This is a genomic window from Type-A symbiont of Plautia stali (genome assembly GCF_059731155.1).
Window position 1 is genome coordinate 4,046,345 of the sequence record NZ_AP035891.1, and the last position, 18,228, is coordinate 4,064,572.

Genomic DNA, 18,228 nt, shown 5'->3' on the forward strand with positions numbered 1-18,228 from the left:
CCGTGCGCGCCTCTCTTTTTCTGCTGCTGAGCCTGGTGCTCAGCAGCACCGTCTTTGCCGCCACCGTTCCACCCGCCAGCCAGCTGAAACAGGATCTGGAAACGGCGAAATCCGCTAAAAGCTCGCCCAGCTAGGCCGAACAGGTGCAGGCGCTGGAAGCGGCGATTAACTTCCTGTCCGAACGCGACGACTCGCTGGAACGGGCGAAACAGTATCAACAGATGATCGATGATTTCCCGCGGCTGGCGCGCGAGCTGCGTCAGCAAATCGCTACGCTGACCGACAGCAGCAAGCCGGTGCGCAGCAACATGAGCAATGCCGAGCTGGATCAGGAGATCCTGCAGGTCAGCAGCCAGCTGCTGGAGGAGAGCCGCCAGGCGCAGCAGGAGCAGGATCGCGCCCGCGAAATCAGCGATTCCCTGTCGCAGCTGCCGCAGCAGCAGACCGATGCGCGGCGCGCCATGACCGAAAGCGAACGGCGCGCACAGGGCGTGGCGGCCGCAGCCACCCCCCGCTGGCACAGGCGCAGATTTATGCGCGTCAGACCAGAGCGCTGCCAATAAAGCGCGGGTAGATGAACTGGAGCTGGCGCAGCTGTCGGCCAATAACCGTCAGGAGCTGGCGTGCATCAGCGCAAAGCGACCCAGCTGGATAACTATCTGCAGGCGCTGCGCAATCAGCTCAACAACCAGCGCCAGCGCGAAGCCGAACTGGCGCTGGAGCGCACCGAACAGCTGGCGGAAAACAGCGGCGATCTGCCGGCATCCATCAGCGATCAGTTCCGCGTTAACCGCGAGCTCTCCGCCGATCTTAATCAGCAGGCGCAGCGTATGGATCTGGTGGCCTCGCAGCAGCGTCTCGCCACCAATCAGACGTTGCAGGTGCGCCAGGCGCTGAGCACGCTGCGCGAGCAGTCACAGTGGCTGGGCGTGTCGAATCTGCTGGGTGAAGCGCTGCGCGCGCAGGTGGCGCGCCTGCCGGAGATGCCCAAATCCCAGCAGATCGACAGTGAAATGGGCCAGCTGCGCGTGCAGCGGCTGCATTATGAAGATCTGCTGGAGCGCCAGCAGGCGCTGCGCAAAGAGAAGCAGGCGGACGGCACGCCGTTCACCAGTGAACAGACGCGCATTCTGGATGCCCAGCTGAAAACCCAGCGTGAATTGCTGAACTCACTGATTTCCGGCTGCGACACGCTGATTCTGGAAATCACCAAGCTGAAGGTTTCCAATACGCAGCTGCAGGACGCGCTGAGTGAAGTCAAAGAGGCGACGCACCGCTATCTGTTCTGGACCGCCGACGTCAGCCCGGTTGGCCTGAAATATCCGCTGGACGTGGCAACCGACCTGACGCGCCTGCTGTCGCTGGACACGCTGGGCCAGCTGGGCAAAGCGCTGGCGATGATGTTCACTAACCGCGAAACGGTGCTGCCGATTATTGGCGCCATTCTGCTGGTGGGTTTCAGCATCAGCACGCGTCGTCACTACAACGCCTTTATGGCGCGCGCGGCCAGCCGCGTGGGGAAGGTGACGCAGGACCGCTTCAGCCTGACGCTGCGCACCGTCTTCTGGTCGATTCTGGTCGCGGTGCCGCTGCCGGTGCTGTGGGCCGCGCTCGGCTTTGGCCTGCAGCACGCCTGGCCTTACCCGTTTGCCGTGGCGATTGGCGATGGCATCACTGCCACCCTGCCGCTGCTGTGGGCGTTCATGATCAGCGCGGTTTTTGCCCGTCCTGACGGCCTGTTTGTCGTGCACTTCCGCTGGCCGCAGGCGCGGGTCGCGCGCGCCATGCGCTACTACTCGCTGACGGTCGGCCTGATCGTACCGCTTGATTATGCTGCTGATTGCTTTCGCCAACCTCGACGATACGCAGTTCTCCGCCACGCTGGGGCGCCTGTGCTTTATTCTGATCTGCGGGGCGCTGAGCATTGTCACCGTCAGCCTGAAACGCGCCGGTATCCCGCTCTATTTAGATAAAGAGGGCGACGGCGACAACTTCGTTAACCGGATCCTGTGGAACCTGATGATCGCCATCCCGCTGGTGGCGGCGCTGGCCTCCTGCATTGGCTATCTGGCCACCGCGCGCGCAGCAAAGAGGAAAAAGAGCAGCAGTCCGCCGTCAGCACCGATACTGTGGAAGTCGAAGAGCCGATTATCGATCTGGATGCGATCAGCGCGCAGTCGCTGCGGCTGGTCCGCTCGATTCTGACGCTGATTGCGCTGGTGTCGGTGATTGTGCTGTGGTCTGAGATTCACTCCGCATTCAGCTTCCTCGACAACATTCCACTGTGGGATGCCAGCACCACGGTGCAGGGCGTCGAGAGCGTACAGCCCATTACTCTGGGTGCCGTGCTGATCGTCATCCTGATCTTTATCATTACCACCCAGCTGGTGCGCAATATGCCGGCGCTGCTGGAGCTGGCGCTGCTGCAACACCTCAGCCTGTCGCCCGGCACCGGTTACGCCATTACCACGCTGACCAAATACGCGCTGATGCTGGTCGGTGGTCTGATTGGTTTCTCTATCATTGGCGTAGAGTGGTCAAAACTGCAGTGGCTGGTGGCGGTGCTGGGTCTGGGGCTTGGCTTTGGGATGCAGGAGATCTTCGCTAACTTTATCTCCGGTCTGATCATCCTGTTTGGGAAACCGATTCGTATCGGCGATACCGTGACCATTCGCGATTTGACCGGCAGCATCACACGCATCAATACGCGCGCCACCACCATTACCGACTGGGACCGCAAAGAGATTATTGTGCCGAACAAGGCCTTTATCACCGAGCAGTTCGTCAACTGGTCGCTGTCGGATTCTGTGACGCGCGTGGTGCTGACTATTCCGGCACCGGCCCATGTTAACAGCGAAGAGGTGACGACCATCCTGAAGCAGGCGGTCGATCGCTGTACCTACGTGCTGGATATGCCGGCGCCGGATGTGTTCCTGGTGGATCTGCAGCAGGGCATTCAGCTGTTTGAGCTGCGCGTGCACGCGGCGGAGATGGGCCATCGCATGCCGCTGCGCCACGAGCTGCATCAGCTGATTCTGCGCGGCTTTGAAGAGCATGGAATTGAGATGCCGTTCCCGCCGTTCCAAGTACGGATGGAAACGCTGGGGCGCAAAACGCCCGCCAGCAACGGTGCGACAGCCAGCCGGACTTTCAAATCCGGTGGCCTGTAAAACAAAACGCCCGGCATGCGCCGGGCGTTTTTTCTTTACGCGCGAGTTACTTCACAAACTCTTCGCCCTGCGCGATATCTTTTTTCAGCGTCTCCAGCATGCCGTTGAGCGCCTGCTGTTCGAAATCACTGAGCGGCCCGAGCGGACGGCGTTCGGCGATACCGTTTTTGCCCAGCAGCAGCGGCTGCGAGAAGAAGCGTGCGTACTCGCCGTCGCCTTCCACATAGGCGCATTCAACGACATTGGCTTCGCCCTGCAGTGCACGAATCAGCGACAGACCAAAGCGCGCAGCCGCCTGGCCCATCGACAGCGTCGCCGAGCCGCCACCGGCTTTGGCTTCCACCACTTCGGTACCGGCATTCTGAATACGTTTCGTCAGGTCGGCGATCTCTTGGTCGCTGAAACTGACGCCTTTGACCTGCGACAGCAGCGGCAGAATGGTCACGCCTGAATGCCCGCCAACCACCGGCACTTCAATCTCCGTAGGCTGTTTGCCCTTCAGGGCAGCGACAAAGGTGTTGGCGCGAATAACATCCAGCGTCGAGACGCCAAACAGACGGTTTTTATCGTACACCCCGGCTTTTTTCAGCACTTCGGCGGCAATCGCCACCGTGGTATTTACCGGGTTAGTGATGACGCCAATCAGCGCTTTCGGCGCGGTGGTCGCCACCTGTTCAATCAGGTTACGCACGATACCGGCATTGACGTTAAACAGATCGGCGCGGTCCATGCCAGGTTTGCGTGCCACACCGGCCGAGATCAGCACCACATCGGCGCCGTGCAAAGCCGGCGTCGCATCTTCGCCACTGAACCCTTCTACTTTCACGGCGGTAGGAATGTGGCTGAGATCGACCGCGACGCCTGGCGTCACCGGGGCAATGTCATACAGTGAGAGGGCTGAACCTGCGGGTAATTGAGTCTTGAGCAGCAGAGCGAGTGCCTGGCCAATACCACCAGCTGCACCGAGAACGGCAACTTTCATCCTGAACTCCTTATTAAGGTGGGGCAGAGATATGCCGGAAATCCATCAGGTTACGAGTTTAATCAACTTCTCAGGCGATAGCGACACACCTGTCGCGCAATAACATTACGCCGCAATCGGCTCCCGAGACATCTCCACTTCAGAAGTCGCCTGAATGATCCATTCGCAGCCAGAAGACTATGGACGGCAATGATCATCGTTTTGTTGTTACCACTTCAATAATATAACAACTTTGCAACCTTCGCTTTGCGCGCCAGCGCGCGATTTTGGTGCAGGATAAAACTCTGTTATCATGCCTGCCCCACACGCGGATGCCGTGAATTCACGCATCCGCTTATTGCATAGAAATTCATCTAAATGCATAATAATTTATCTGCGACGGGCCTGTTGCCTGCTGCAACCCTCTTTTATTGGTAGCTTATGCGAAACCCATCTAAACAAGACGATCTGATAAAGGCGTTCAAAGCCTTACTGAAAGAAGAAAAGTTCAGCTCTCAGGGCGAAATTGTCCAGGCGCTGCAGGAAGACGGCTTCGGCAACATCAACCAGTCAAAAGTTTCTCGTATGCTGACCAAGTTTGGCGCGGTGCGCACGCGTAACGCCAAAATGGAGATGGTGTACTGCCTGCCTGCCGAACTGGGCGTGCCCACCACCACCAGCCCGCTGAAGAATCTGGTGCTGGATATCGACTATAACGATGCGCTGGTAGTGATTCATACCAGCCCGGGCGCGGCCCAGCTGATCGCCCGCCTGCTCGACTCCCTCGGCAAAGCCGAAGGCATTCTCGGCACCATCGCCGGTGACGACACCATCTTTATTACGCCAGCGCGTGCCTTTACGGTGAAACAGCTGTATGACGCCGTGCTGATGTTATTCGAACAGGAACTATAAAACCCTGTCTGTTACCGGCGGTTCACCTGCCGGTAACCTTACCTGCCCGCCCGCGTTTCTCCCGCTGTTTTATCGCCAATATCTTACAAAATAACCGCTTAGCCATATTCCGCCGGGTTCTCAATGCGGGAAAGTATTGGTACGACCTTTTCGCCTGCTTAACCCTTTGCGCTATTTTACAATTAGTGCTTAGCGGTTATCTCTTGCTTTTAGCGCACAGCCAGCTTGATCAACCACATTGTTTCGCACAAAAAGATAATTTGATGCAGATCATTGTTTTTGCATGGAAATACACTCTCTTGGTTAAGATCCAGGCGGTTTTAATAACTTTGCGTTATAAAAATGTGCCATAAGGATAAAGAATTACAACCAATTATTATTAGCGAGATATTAATTTCATGGGTGATTAGATCTATACTTCTTTTCGTGATGCAAATCACACGAAATCAAAAAGAGAAAAACAGAAGACGAGGAAAAATACCATGAACGTTAAAACTACTATCGCCACCCTGAGTGTTCTATCTGCCCTATCATTTGGTGCTTTCGCCGCAGATTCTATCAACGCCGAACAGGCAGCGAACCTGCAGCCGGTCGGCACCATTAGCGTCAGCGGCATTGGCGGCTCACCGATGGATATCCATCAGCAGCTGAACGCCAAAGCTGAAGCGCAAGGTGCTAAAGCCTATGGCGTTGTTGAGGCTTATAACCACAACAGCTACCACGCAACCGCGGAACTTTATAAATAAGTTTGCCGGAACAAGATGCAGTGTGAATGGCGACCCGTTTGAGAGGCGTTTGCCTCTCAGGTTGCCCACCTTATTTCATGAGAGTGAATCATGAAAACCAAATTATCTATCGCTGTACTGAGTCTGGCTTCCGTTCTGTCTTTTGGCGCCAGTGCTGCCACCCTGGTAACCAACACCCAGGCAGAAAATCTGCAGCCGCTGAATCAGACCATTAGCGTGAGCGGCGTCGATGGCGACCAGACCAATATCCGTCAGGAACTGTCCCAGAAAGCCGATGCTCAGGCTGCCAGCCATTACCGCATTATTGAGAACAATCAGGACAACACCTTCCACGTGACGGCTGAACTGTACAAATAATCTTTAACTATCGATCCGGCGTTATGCAGTCGCCGGGAGAAGATCTGCGACCCGCTTACCCTCTTTGTGCCGCAGGTTGTTGATTCTAATGAGGAGACGAATTATAAAAATCAAAACAACCATCGCAACCGCTACGCTGCTTTCTCTGTTCGCTTTTGGCGCTTCGGCAGCCCAACTGGTAACGGATGAATCCGCGCAGAATCTGCAATCTACCGGCCAGACCATTACCGTTAGCGTAACAGGCGGCTCACCCATGGATTATCGCGCTCAGCTTTCTCAGAAAGCCGATAAGCAGGGTGCCAGCGCGTATAAAGTGATTGAAGCGCGCACCGGTGACAGCTATCACCTGACTGCAGAGCTGTACAAATAATTCCTCGTCAATTCTGACGAACCCTTTGGCCCCGCCTGCCGGGGCCCTTTTTGGTTGTGCTACTGAACATTAAAGCGGAGCTGGCCTTCCAGCTCCTCTTCTGCCTCATCGAAGAGCAATATCAGCGCACACCATAGCGGCGTTTCTGCCCTTTCCCCAGATTGATGAACGCAATTTCCAGCGGCAACGGGATCTGCTCGCCGATGATCATTTCCCACAGATCGTCCAGATCGTGAATGGTGCGATCCGCCAGCGCGAAACGTTCGCAAAACTGACGGTAGAAATGAGCCTGATCGACGATTTCATTGAAGTCGAAACGCTCGGTTCTCATGGTGACATCCTCTCGCTACGCCAGACCGCCGAGGTGCAGCGCTTTGACTTCCACATACTCTTCCATGCCCAGCACCGATCCTTCGCGTCCCAGTCCGGACTCTTTCACGCCGCCAAACGGCGCCAGCTCGGTCGAGACTGCGCACTCGTTGATTCCAATCATGCCGGCTTCCAGCGCCGCCGCGACGCGGAATACGCGCTGCAGATTCTGCGTATAGAAGTAAGCTGCCAGACCGTATTCGGTATTGTTGGCGCGCGCGATCACCTCAGCTTCATCGTCAAAACGGAAGCAGGCGGCCACCGGACCGAAGGTCTCTTCCTGCGCCAGCTGCATCTCTTCATGCGCATCGGCAATCACCGTCGGCTGCCAGAAGTTGCCGCCCAGCGGATGGCGCTCGCCGCCCACCAGCAGTTTCCCGCCTTTGCTCAGCGCATCTTTGACATGCTCCTCCACTTTCTCCACGGCGGACGGCTCAATCAGCGGCCCGACCACCACGCCCGGCTCCACGCCGTTGCCCACGTTAAGTTTGCCTACCGCCTCAGCCAGCTGATGCACAAAGCGATCGTATATCGCGTTGTGGATATAGAAGCGGTTAACGCTGACGCACACCTGGCCGGCGTTGCGGAATTTGTTGGCGATAGCCCCCTGCACCGCCGCGTCGATATCGGCATCGTCAAACACGATATAGGGCGCGTTGCCGCCCAGCTCCATCGAGACTTTCTTCATGGTTTCGGCCGCGTTCCGCATCAGCGTTTTCCCCACCGCGGTGGAACCGGTAAAGGAGATTTTACGCACCGCGCGGGAAGCCATAATGGCGTCGCTGATGGCGTGCGTGTCGCCGGCTACCGCGTTCAGCACGCCGTCCGGCACGCCCGCTTTTTGTGCCAGCGCCACCAGCGCAAAGGCGCTGAGCGGGGTGTTATTGGCCGGCTTGATAATGCCGGTGCAGCCGGCCGCCAGCGCCGGGCCGAGTTTGCGCGTCAGCATCGCCATCGGGAAGTTCCACGGCGTGATGGCAGCGACGACGCCAATGGGCTCGCGCGTCGCCAGAATGCGTGAACCGGCTTTGGCCGGCGGGATAATTTCGCCGTTGGCGCGCTTCGCCTGCTCGGCAAACCATTGAATAAAGCTGGCGGCGTATTCCACTTCACCCTCGGCTTCCTTCAGCGGTTTGCCCTGCTCGGCGGTCATCAGCTGGCCCAGCCAGCTTTTGTGCTCAATTATCAGCTGGTACCAGCGATAAAGGATTTCGCTGCGCTGTTTGGCCGTTTTGTCGCGCCACGCCGGAAAGGCGCGCTGCGCGGCGGCAATCGCCTGCCCGGTTTCGGCCTTCCCGGCTTTTGCCACCTGCGCCAGTACCTCGCCGGTGGCCGGATTGGTGACATCAAAGGTGCTGCTGGCGGTGTGCCACTGGCCGCCAGCGAAGTAGCCGGTCTTGAACAGTTCGTGTTGTTGCAGGGAAGTGGACATTGTTATTCTCCTGTCAGTAAGCATCCTGTCAGGAAAGTATAGATGGCAATAATGGGGCAATGAGGGTCAGCGTGGCATCAGGCCAGCCGCTGCGCCAGGCAGCGGCCAGTTTCAGATTTGGATGAGGGTGTTCTGGTACTTATCCAGCATCATTGACAGCCGTTTCACCGGTTCCGTTACGCTGGCCGGTGCGGCATAGTGCTGCAGCTTCTGCTGATAAACGTCCAGCTCCTGCAGCAGGCGCTCAAAGTAGTAGCGCCGTTTATCATCGCTGCTGGCCGCAATAATGCGCTCGGCGGTGGAGCGCAGCTGGCGGTGATACGCCGACAGGTCGGCATTGACCGGTACCTCCGCGTTGCGCAGGCGCTGATGACCAATAATCAGCGTGAGCGCAATCCAGTATTTGTCGATATCGCCCGGGAACAGGTTAAGCAGCAGGAACAGCTGCTGATAAAGCGCCGGTAAATGGTTCTCACGCCGGCGCGCCTGATTGGTGGTCAGCGCCGCCACCGCAGCATACATAAAGCGATTCAGCAGCTTGCGTCCGGTGCGGGCTTTGGATTTGTCACGAATCAGCAAAATCACCATCATCGCCACAAAGCTGCCAATCCACTGGCCGAGCGCGTTGTCGAGAAACACGTTGAACTCAAACTTCATCGGGTTATCCAGCACCAGCACGTTGATGGTGCCGATCAGCGCGCCGCGCATACCAATCTGCCGCCGCTGTACAAAGATGCCGCCGATAAAGCCGAGTGCACCAATCGCAATACACAACAGCAAGGCACTTTGCTGGGTGCCCGGCAATATCCAGATGAAGTAGAGCATGCCCAGCGGCACCGCAAAGGCCATGCCGTAGAAGAAGTCTTTCGCCATCATCAGGGGATTCGGCATGCGCATCGCCAGCGCGGTAATCACCGCCAGCATCACCATGCAGCCGCTACCAGAGGTCCAGCCGGTATACAGCCAGAACAGCGAACCGAGCGCGGTGGCAACAAAGGTGCGCACGCCATTGATCATCGCATGATGCGTCTCCGCCGAGCGCGCCTGGATCACCACCTTACGCTGCAAAATACTCTCCTCCAGCGTGGTGATACGGCTGTTGCTTTTAACACCATTGATCAACAGCAGATACTCTGTCGCCGCGCCGACCCAGCTGGCCAGGGTAAACGGCACGCTTTTACTGCTGACGCCAATAACGCGGCGCATCAGCTTCATGCGCTTATGTACGTCACTGACGCTGGTTACCTCTTTTTCAATCAGCAGGCGATACTGCGGCGGGATGTAATCCGGGCGCGAATTCTGAATCAGGAAGGTCTCGGCGGCTTGGGTAATCAGCGTCAGCGATAGCGTGTTGAGCATTTGCAGCCGGCGGCTGGTGTTGCTCCAGCGCGACGACTCCATCAGCAACTGGCTGCGCATGCCGTTGAGTGCGCTAGTGCGGCGCACCAGCGCGCTCCAGGCTTTGTCGACTTCCTCTTTATCCTCGTGCGCCACGCACAGCTGCAGCAGGCGGTAGTGCGCCACCAGCAGCGCGTCCACTTCCGCATCAATCACTTTCTTGATCGAGCGCGGAGAGAACAGCATGTCGGCGAGAATAGCGCACAGGATACCGAGCACGATTTCGCTGCAGCGCTCCACGGCGAACTGCGGCGCCAGCGTCAGACCGCCGCTGGCATCCGCGGTCACCACGATGATCAGCGCAGTGTAGCCGGCGAGGCCCAGCGCGTAGGAGTTTTCGACTTTAATCAGCGATGAGAGCCAGACGCACATGCCGGCCCACAGGCAGCATAGCAGCAGCATCACCACCGGCGCGCGCACCGTCGCAATCATGATGGTGAGTGCAGCGATACAGCCGATAAAGGTGCCGATAATACGCAGGATGCCACGGTAGCGCAGCGCGCCAGAGTAGGGATCGCCGCCCGCGGCAAAGGCCGTGCCGCCGGCCACGATGCCGGCGGTCATCACCGCCCAGCGCGGCGTTTCCAGATTGAAGTGAAAGCCAATCATCAGCGCCGCCACCAGCGCGAAGGTCAGCTTTACCGGGAAACGCAAAAACTCAATCATATCGCCCCCGCTTAACCAAACTCACGCAGGCGGTTGAACAGCTGCGCCATCGGCGACACTTTGGTCTGGCGGTCTTTGTCACCGGTAATCACCACGGTGGCGGTGGTCCCCGCCGGGAAGCGGTTGCCGAGCTGATCGTCAAGGCGAATACGCACCGGCACGCGCTGCGCCAGACGCACCCACTCGAGGTTGGAGTCCACGGTGGCCATGCCTTTGCTGTCGACGCTGCTGCTGCTGTTGGTCACGCCAGCCGCGATGCTGTCAACCGTGCCGCGCAGCACCGTATTGCTGCCCAGCGGGGTAATTTCCGCGCGGAAGCCGGGACGCACGCCATCCAGCTTGGTCTCTTCCATGTAGGCCAGCACGTAGAATGAGTGCTGCTGCACCAGCGCCACGGCCACCGAGCCGCGCGTGATGAATTCACCCTGATAGACGTTGAGGTTGGTGACCCAGCCGTCGGACGGCGCTTTGATGGTGGTGCGATCGAGGTCGATCACCGCCAGATCGTGCGTCGCCACCGCTTTGGCCAGCTGATATTCACTGGTCTGCAGGTCGCTATTCGACTGCTCAATGGCTTCACGCGACATCGCGCTGGTACCGAGCTGGTTACGGCGCGCCGCTTCACGGCGTTTTTCGCTGACCAGCGCCTGATAATATTCGACATCCGCCTGCGCCTCATCCAGCGCTTTCTGGTAGCGCGGACGGTCGACGATAAAGAGCGTATCGCCTTTTTTCACCAGCTGGTTGTCGTGTACCGGGACGTCGGTGATCAGTCCGGTCACGTCCGTGGAGATCGCCACCACGTCGGCGGAGAATTTGGCGTCACGCGTCCACGGCGACTCGGTATAGAACACCCAGGCGCGGAAGATGATAACAACAGCGATGATAACCAGCAGGAGCGTAATGGCGTAACGCGCGATTTTTCTTATTAGCGCTTTCACTTAAAACCTCAGACGAATAGACGGGATACAAGGTAAAACACACAGCAATACAGCGCTGTGTTAAAAAGTGCCGGGTGCCACACCAGATCGTAAATCCCGCTGGGCATCAGCACTCGTTTCACCAGCCAGAACAGCGCCAGCGAAACCAGTAGTTCAATGAAGATGGGCGGAAAAGACAGCCCCAATACGACAAATACCGGAAGCATACTCATTTCGGTTCCTTAGTTCGACCTTGCCGGATTGCACCGATACCTGCCCTCATGCCCTCTGGCACGTCGGGTTGATGATAGTGGGGTGACGGATAATCTGATGACAACATTCAGGCCGCGTTGAGCTAATCATAGCGTATCATCGGGTAAACACTGCCGTGTTCAGGTGCGGTGAAAAGACCCAGCGTGCGTATAGTAACGCGCTTGACTATACGTTTTCTACATATTGTGAGCTAAATCACTTTTTAGCCAGAGTAAACAATGGAACGACTCAAAGGCATGTCCATTTTCGCCAAAGTGGTTGAATTGGGCTCATTTACCGCCGCCGCACGCCAGCTGCAGCTCAGCGTCTCATCAATCAGCCAGATTGTTGCCAGACTGGAAGATGAGCTGCAGGTGAAACGGCTTAACCGCAGCACCCGCAGTCTGGGCCTGACCGAAGCCGGTAAGATTTATTATCAGGGCTGCCGCCGCATGCTGGCAGAGACCTCGCAGGTGCACGAACAGCTGTACGCCTTCAAGAATACGCCGATCGGGATTTTACGCATCGGCTGCTCAACGGCCATGGCGCAAAATGTCCTCTCCGCCATGACCAGCGAGATGCTGCACGAATACCCGGGACTGAGCGTCAACCTGATGACCGGCATACCGACGCCGGACTTGATTGCTAACGGGCTGGATGTGGTGATACGCGTCGGTGAGCTGCAGGATTCCAACCTGTTCTCGCGCCGGCTGGGCGCAATGCCGATGGTGGTATGCGCGGCGAAGAGCTACCTGGCCCAGCACGGCACGCCGGAAAAACCGGCTGAAATCGACAACTTTTCCTGGCTGGAATACAGCGTGCGCCCGGATAACACCTTCGAGCTGGTGGCGCCGGAAGGCCTGGTGACGCGCCTGACGCCGCAGGGACGTTTTGTCACCAATGATTCTCAGACGCTGATTGCTGGTTAAAAGCGGGCTGCGGTATCGCCTATGTGCCGCTGATGTGGGTAATTGATGAGATTAACGCCGGTGAGATCGATATTTTGTTCCCGCAGTATCACTCGGAGCCGCGCCCGGTGTATGCCGTCTATACCGAGAAGGATAAGCTACCGCTTAAGGTACAGGTGTGTATCAATTATCTGACCGAGTATTTCAGGCAGGTGGCGAGGCAGTATCAGCAGCACCGCAAAAGTTAGCCGGGGTTGCACGCTGGTATTGCTGGCCTTAAGGACGCAGACGGGGAAATGCGGGGCAGTTATGCATGCCAAGTCACCATGAAGGGTGACCCTACAGGAAGAATGGCGCGGTTTTTACAGGGTGCGCACTGATGCGCACCAGCATGATCATTAAGCCGTTCCGCCCACCGTAATTTTATCCAGCTTCAGCGTTGGCTGCCCCACGCCGACCGGCACGCTCTGGCCCTCTTTACCGCACATGCCGACGCCCTTATCCAGCGCCAGATCGTTCCCGACCATGGAAATCTGCTGCATCGCCTCAATGCCGGAGCCGATCAGCGTCGCGCCTTTCACCGGTTTGGTGACTTTGCCGTTCTCGATCAGATAAGCCTCGGAGGTCGAGAACACAAACTTGCCGGAGGTGATATCTACCTGCCCGCCGCCAAAGTTAGGTGCATACAGACCATACTCCACACTCTCAATGATCTCCTGCGGCGTCGATTTGCACGCCAGCATATAGGTGTTGGTCATGCGCGGCATCGGCAGGTGCGCATAGGATTCACGACGACCGTTACCGGTAGGCGGCACGCCCATCAGACGCGCATTGAGCTTGTCCTGCATGTAGCCTTTCAGCACGCCGTTTTCGATCAGCACGTTGTACTGTCCCGGCACGCCTTCATCATCCACCGCCAGCGAACCACGCAGCCCTTCAAGGGTACCGTCGTCAACCACGGTGCAGAGTTCGGACGCCACCAGCTGGCCCATCTTACCGCTGAAGACGGAAGTCTCGCGGCGGTTGAAATCCCCTTCTAGACCGTGGCCCACAGCTTCGTGCAGCAGCACGCCTGGCCAGCCCGCACCCAGCACCACCGGCAGCGTACCGGCTGGCGCCGCGACGGCGCACAGGTTAACCAGCGCCATGCGCACCGCTTCGCGCGCCCAGACATCGGCCCGTACATCACCGCTCTCATCGGCAAGGAAAAATTCGTAGCCGGTACGCGCACCGCCGCCGCTGGCGCCGCGCTCGCGTTTACCCTGATCTTCCACCTGAACGCTAATGGACAGGCGCACCAGCGGACGAATATCCGCCGCCAGCGTACCGTCGGTGGCGGCGACCAGCACCTGCTCGTAGACGCCGCTCAGGCTGGCATTCACTTCCTGCACGCGCGGATCGGCAGTGCGTGCCACTTTATCAACCCAGTGCAGAAGCGCGATTTTGTCTTCACGCGTCAGGCTGTCCAGCGGATTGACCGGCGCGTACAGCGCGCGGTTGAGCACGGCGGAGAGCGCGTGTGCTTTACCGTTGCCCTGCTCGCGCACGATACTGCGCGCCGCTTCGGACGACTGGCGCAGGGCATTGAGGCTGATTTGATCGGCATAGGCAAAACCGGTTTTCTCCCCGCTTACTGCGCGGACGCCCACGCCCTGGTCGATGTGATAAGAGCCATCTTTAATGATTTTGTCTTCCAGCACCCAGGATTCATGGAAGCTGGACTGAAAATAGAGATCGGCATAGTCCAGACGACGTTCTGAAAGCTGCCCTAACAGGGAAAAAAGGTCCTGCTGATTAATGCTGTTCGCAGCTAGTAACTGCTCACTTACCAGATTCAGAGTCATCGTTTCTCACTCATTATGTGCTCGGATAGTCATAGCCTGCGGCAATTCCCCGACGGCGTCAAATTCACTTCTTATCGGCTTCGCGCGGTTTGCGCAGCACTTCATTGATTTCCGGCTTATCCAGCGGTCCGCTGATGTAATAGCGCAGCAGCGAAATCTTATTCCACAACGGTGCCAGCACCTTGCTGGCGGCAAATACCGCCGCGCCGACCACCGGGTTAATCACAAACGCGGTGGCCACGCCAACCGAGGCGCCGATCTCCGGTGCCACCACCGCCTCCATGTCGATTTGCCGCTGCACCAGATCTATTTTGCCCTGCATGGCGATATCCGCTTCGAGGCCATCCACCAACAGGTTATCGGTGCGCATCACGCCGTTTTCAATCCACGCCGTGCCGTTAATCGAATCAAACCAGAAACCTTCATTAAAGGTATCGCTAAAATCGAAGCGCAGCTTACGCAGCAGGGCATCGAAGCTCACCAGCCGCAACAACTGTCCGGCACGACCGGTGTTAACATCCGCAATCTGCCCTTTGCCGAAGTGGGTTTTCAGCGTACCGCTCAGCGTCTTTTCTGAAGGCTGCCACGGTGCTGAACGCCAGTGCAGGTCATAATCAATTTTAAACGGCGCATCGCGCAGCGGCGTGTTCATGCCAAACCAGTTGGTGGCATCATTGATATTTTTGCCGCTCAGATTGCCTTTTAGCGAGGTGCGCTGCTCGCCCGCTTTGTTCACCCATTCACCCGCGACATTGAGCTTCGAGCTGCCGGTATCGACGCTGCCGTTAGTGAGTGCTAACGTCTCTCCCTGCGGCTGTAGCTTCGCCTGAATATGGCCGAACTTCTGCCCGCGCAACCAGCACTCAGCGCAGTTGAGCTGCAGCGCTGGCCAGCTGCGGAAATCAATGCCGCTGTCACCGCTGAACGGCGAGGAGGCCTTGCCCGCTTCGCCGTCACTCCATTGCGGATTGTAATAAAGATAGCTCAGGTCGATTTGCCACGGCGCGTGTTGTGCGGTTCGCAGGCTACCGCGCGCTTCGCGACTCTCCAGCTGCAGCTGCGTGCTGCCGCCCGCGCCCTGGGTCACCGTGGCATTAACATCGTGCCACTGCTGGCCGCCGAGCGTCAGGGCTGGGGTGCGCAACGTCACATCGCCGGGCAGCAGTGCGCCGCCGATGTCCGTCTCGCCCTGCGCATTGCGTGAACCCGCCGCCCCGGTCACCAGCCCCAGCCAGGCTTCGCCGTCCAGCGCCGGCAGATTAAGTACCATCCCGCGCCGATCCGGTAGCGCCGGCGTGCTTTTAGCATCATTCAGCCAGATACCGCGATCGACGCGCAGCTGTGGCTCCAGCAGCCAGCGGCTGTTAAAGCGATGGTGCTCACGCACGCTGCCGCTGAGGTTAAAACTGTGCAAATCGCCGCTGGCATTAATGGCGATGGGCAGTGCCTCACCGGCTTCTTTATCCAGCGGTGGAGGTAAGTGACTGCTCACTGTCTTGCCGTCACCGTTGATATCAACCTTGTAGCGCGCCCCCCCCTGATGCGGCAGCGTGATGTCGACATTGCCCTGCCACGCCAGACTGCCGCCCAGCTTACTGCTTACGCTGGCAGGCAGCATGGCCAGTTTCGCCGGTTGCCAGTCGCCCAGCAGTTTGACGTTAACACCAAAATCATCAGGATTTTCCGTGGTGCTGAAACGCACGCCGGTGGGCTGACCGAACCAGTTGGCCTGCAGCTCTTCACTCTCCAGGTTCCCGTTGTTGTAGCGGAAACGTCCGGTCAAGTTTTTCAGCGTGGTGTTAAGCGGCTTAATGTGCAGGCTGTTGTTATTCAGCACTACATTGCCGCTGGCGTGCACCAGTTCTCCGTCCAGCGGAATATCCAGGTTGAGCGAACCACGAACGTTGCCGCCAATCTGCAGCTGCTCCAGCGCCGCACCCAGCGTGGATTTGAGCGGCGTGCGGGCGAAATAGTCGGCGATATCTTTACCTTCGCCGCTCAAATCACCGTCAATGATCAGCTTCTCTTTCAGGTAATCAGGGATTACCGCACTGACGTTGCGCGCGTCCACCGCGCCCAGCCGGGTTTGCGCCGCCTTCATCCACAGACCATCGTTGATAAAATCGAGGTCGATATCGAGGTTTTGCAGCGCCGGCCAGCCTGGCTGGAACTGGAAGGTGGCGTTGCGCACCGGCACGGCCACTTCGAACATGCCGTCGTGGTGTTTGAACGGGAACAGACGCGGATCGCCAGCAAACAGCAGCGTGGCATTCTCCACCTGGCCGCCCTTGACCGCTTCGCTGAGATACTGCGTCAGGTCGTGGCCCATCAGCGGCTCAGGGAAGTAGCGCCAGGCATCACCGGCGTCGGTGACGCGAATCCCGGCGAGAATGTCGAGGCGCGGCGCTTTACCCACATTTTGCTGATAGCGGAAATCGCCGCGCGCCCACAGCGAACGTGCCTGCACGTCCAGCTGCTGGCCATCCAGCGTCAGGCCGTTAGCATCGCGCAGCCAGTTGATTCGGCCGTTGACCTGCTGAATCTGTAACGGCGCCTGGAACATATCGCCGTACGGCACTTCCGCCTGGCCCATCTGCACATCCAGCTGGCCGTGGTTCAGACTGCCGCTGGCGCTGCCGCTCAGATTGCTGATGCCCGGCAGCAGCTGCCAGTGCTGCCAGTGCTGCCACGCCAGATCGCGCCAGCGCGCCTGCAAACGCGTCTGCTCCGGCTGCGCCAGCGGAATATCCAGCGCCAGCGCGTCGATATAGCCGCGCGGCTGCAGCGCCCGCCAGTTGTCTAGCAGCGTGGGCGAGAGCGGCGCAAACAGCGGCACCAGCGGTGCCAGACGCTGCAGATCGAGCCGGGTTGCGCGCACCCGCACTTCCGCTGCACTGTTCGCGCCGATCATCTGTTTATCTTCCGGCTTCCACAGCAGTGCGATATGGCCGGCATCCCAGGCCACGCCGTCAGTCATCAGCCGGGTTTGCGGCACCGTCAGGCTCCAGCCATTCTGATAGCGCGCCAGATGCGCGGTCAGGCCATCCACCTGGAGCTGATGATCGCCCTGCTCGCCGCGCCAGCGCGCGCCGCCTTTGCTCAGCAGCAGATCGCCCGCGTACACCTCGCCGTCGCGCAGGTTGACCCACGCGGCCAAGCTGAAACGCGCGCTTTGCAGGCTGGTATTGTCACGCAGCCAGCGGCCAATCCACGGGCGCACGTCCACGTCATCGGCCTGCATCCAGATACGGCCGTCGTTGAGTAACCCGTTGGTATCGTTAAGATCGAGCCGTACCTGCACCACGCTGTGCTGGCCGGTGAAGCTGGACAGGCTCACTTCGCCTTCGGCGCGATGGCGGTTGTCTTCGTTCAGCCAGGTAAGGTATGGAATCGCCAGTTCGGCATGCTGGCCGGAAGGCGTGAGAAAACGGATGCTGCTGTCGCGCAGATCGAAATGGTCAAACTGGCGTAAGAACAGATCGTTGATTTGGGCCGGTTTGAAGCTGTTTCTTTGCTCGTCGCTGGTGAGCAACGGACGGTTGGTTGCCAGCCGCAGCTGCCAGAAGGTGAGATCGCGAAACTGCCAGCGCCAGTGCAGCAGCGACTGCCACACATTGAGCGCCAGCGTAACGCGGCCAATCTGCAGCTCGCCATCTTTTTCCATGTCGATACGGAGATCGCGCACCTGCAGGGTCGGGCCAAAATTCTCCCATTTTCCCTGAATTTCACTGGCATCGATGGTGACGCCGCTGACGCGCGAAAGGGTGTGCAGCACCTCGCCGCGATAGCTGTTGAGATGCGGCATCACAAGGCGCAGCCCGCTGACCAGCAGCGCCACAATGACGATGATTGCGGCGAGCAGCAGTAACAAAATCCCCGGCAACCGCCTCACACACCTCTCCTTGCTTTCCGTTGGGTTACGG

The 18,228-nt window shown here is 58.4% G+C and carries 11 protein-coding genes and 3 pseudogenes; 6 read left to right on the top strand and 8 right to left on the bottom strand.

Features of this window, described 5'->3' with window-relative positions:
* Positions 1–2: 2 nt before the first annotated feature.
* Positions 3–3,170, top strand: a pseudogene (mscM, locus tag AC6I8M_RS21465) (miniconductance mechanosensitive channel MscM).
* A gap of 46 nt (positions 3,171–3,216) precedes the next feature.
* On the opposite strand, the gene mdh reads toward mscM, so the two are convergent.
* Positions 3,217–4,152, bottom strand: coding sequence for a malate dehydrogenase (gene mdh / locus AC6I8M_RS21470; RefSeq protein ID WP_010615828.1), 936 nt, complete (start codon positions 4,150–4,152; stop codon positions 3,217–3,219).
* A gap of 420 nt (positions 4,153–4,572) precedes the next feature.
* Between mdh and argR the strand changes: the two genes are divergently transcribed.
* The 4 genes from argR to yhcN (AC6I8M_RS21490) all read left to right on the top strand — a co-directional run bounded on the left by argR (position 4,573) and on the right by yhcN (AC6I8M_RS21490) (position 6,516).
* Complete coding sequence (gene argR / locus AC6I8M_RS21475) at positions 4,573–5,043, top strand: transcriptional regulator ArgR (protein ID WP_010615827.1); 471 nt, start codon at positions 4,573–4,575, stop codon at positions 5,041–5,043.
* 482 nt (positions 5,044–5,525) lie between these two features.
* The gene (yhcN, locus tag AC6I8M_RS21480) at positions 5,526–5,789 is read left to right on the top strand and encodes a peroxide/acid stress response protein YhcN (RefSeq protein ID WP_010615826.1); all 264 of its coding nucleotides are present in this window, start codon (positions 5,526–5,528) and stop codon (positions 5,787–5,789) included.
* A gap of 90 nt (positions 5,790–5,879) precedes the next feature.
* Entirely contained in the window at positions 5,880–6,146 is a 267-nt protein-coding gene (locus AC6I8M_RS21485) for a YdgH/BhsA/McbA-like domain containing protein (RefSeq protein WP_010615825.1), read from the top strand.
* A 103-nt stretch (positions 6,147–6,249) separates the two neighbouring features.
* The gene (gene yhcN, locus AC6I8M_RS21490) at positions 6,250–6,516 is read left to right on the top strand and encodes a peroxide/acid stress response protein YhcN (RefSeq protein WP_072216137.1); all 267 of its coding nucleotides are present in this window, start codon (positions 6,250–6,252) and stop codon (positions 6,514–6,516) included.
* Between the two features lie 59 nt (positions 6,517–6,575).
* Here the strand turns inward: yhcN (AC6I8M_RS21490) and AC6I8M_RS21495 are convergent.
* The 5 genes and pseudogenes from AC6I8M_RS21495 to aaeX form a co-directional block, all read right to left on the bottom strand.
* Positions 6,576–6,847, bottom strand: a pseudogene (locus tag AC6I8M_RS21495) (barstar family protein).
* A gap of 15 nt (positions 6,848–6,862) precedes the next feature.
* Positions 6,863–8,317 (bottom strand): NAD-dependent succinate-semialdehyde dehydrogenase, encoded by a 1,455-nt coding sequence (locus tag AC6I8M_RS21500; protein WP_010615821.1) that lies wholly within the window; start codon positions 8,315–8,317, stop codon positions 6,863–6,865.
* 111 nt (positions 8,318–8,428) lie between these two features.
* The gene (gene aaeB / locus AC6I8M_RS21505; RefSeq protein ID WP_010615820.1) at positions 8,429–10,381 is read right to left on the bottom strand and encodes a p-hydroxybenzoic acid efflux pump subunit AaeB; all 1,953 of its coding nucleotides are present in this window, start codon (positions 10,379–10,381) and stop codon (positions 8,429–8,431) included.
* A gap of 11 nt (positions 10,382–10,392) precedes the next feature.
* The gene (aaeA, locus tag AC6I8M_RS21510) at positions 10,393–11,322 is read right to left on the bottom strand and encodes a p-hydroxybenzoic acid efflux pump subunit AaeA (RefSeq protein WP_010615819.1); all 930 of its coding nucleotides are present in this window, start codon (positions 11,320–11,322) and stop codon (positions 10,393–10,395) included.
* A gap of 8 nt (positions 11,323–11,330) precedes the next feature.
* Entirely contained in the window at positions 11,331–11,534 is a 204-nt protein-coding gene (gene aaeX / locus AC6I8M_RS21515; RefSeq protein WP_010615818.1) for a p-hydroxybenzoic acid efflux pump operon protein AaeX, read from the bottom strand.
* Positions 11,535–11,792: 258 nt separating this feature from the next.
* Between aaeX and aaeR the strand changes: the two are divergent.
* Positions 11,793–12,709 (top strand): annotated as a pseudogene (gene aaeR / locus AC6I8M_RS21520) (HTH-type transcriptional activator AaeR).
* A 150-nt stretch (positions 12,710–12,859) separates the two neighbouring features.
* Here the strand turns inward: aaeR and tldD are convergent.
* Together tldD and yhdP are read right to left on the bottom strand one after the other, a co-directional pair.
* Positions 12,860–14,305 carry a metalloprotease TldD gene (gene tldD / locus AC6I8M_RS21525; RefSeq protein WP_498013606.1) on the bottom strand — a complete coding sequence of 482 codons (1,446 nt, stop codon included), beginning with the start codon at positions 14,303–14,305 and terminating at the stop codon, positions 12,860–12,862.
* Between the two features lie 64 nt (positions 14,306–14,369).
* Positions 14,370–18,197, bottom strand: coding sequence for an AsmA2 domain-containing protein YhdP (gene yhdP / locus AC6I8M_RS21530; protein WP_022548430.1), 3,828 nt, complete (start codon positions 18,195–18,197; stop codon positions 14,370–14,372).
* Positions 18,198–18,228 lie beyond the last annotated feature (31 nt).

Excerpts from the sequence above, each read along its gene's own strand:
- mdh (WP_010615828.1), bottom strand. The coding sequence starts at position 4,152 with ATGAAAGTTGCCGTTCTCGGTGCAGCTGGTGGTATTGGCCAGGCACTC.
- argR (WP_010615827.1), top strand. The coding sequence starts at position 4,573 with ATGCGAAACCCATCTAAACAAGACGATCTGATAAAGGCGTTCAAAGCC.
- yhcN (WP_010615826.1), top strand. The coding sequence starts at position 5,526 with ATGAACGTTAAAACTACTATCGCCACCCTGAGTGTTCTATCTGCCCTA.
- AC6I8M_RS21485 (WP_010615825.1), top strand. The coding sequence starts at position 5,880 with ATGAAAACCAAATTATCTATCGCTGTACTGAGTCTGGCTTCCGTTCTG.
- AC6I8M_RS21500 (WP_010615821.1), bottom strand. The coding sequence starts at position 8,317 with ATGTCCACTTCCCTGCAACAACACGAACTGTTCAAGACCGGCTACTTC.
- aaeB (WP_010615820.1), bottom strand. The coding sequence starts at position 10,381 with ATGATTGAGTTTTTGCGTTTCCCGGTAAAGCTGACCTTCGCGCTGGTG.
- aaeX (WP_010615818.1), bottom strand. The coding sequence starts at position 11,534 with ATGAGTATGCTTCCGGTATTTGTCGTATTGGGGCTGTCTTTTCCGCCC.
- tldD (WP_498013606.1), bottom strand. The coding sequence starts at position 14,305 with ATGACTCTGAATCTGGTAAGTGAGCAGTTACTAGCTGCGAACAGCATT.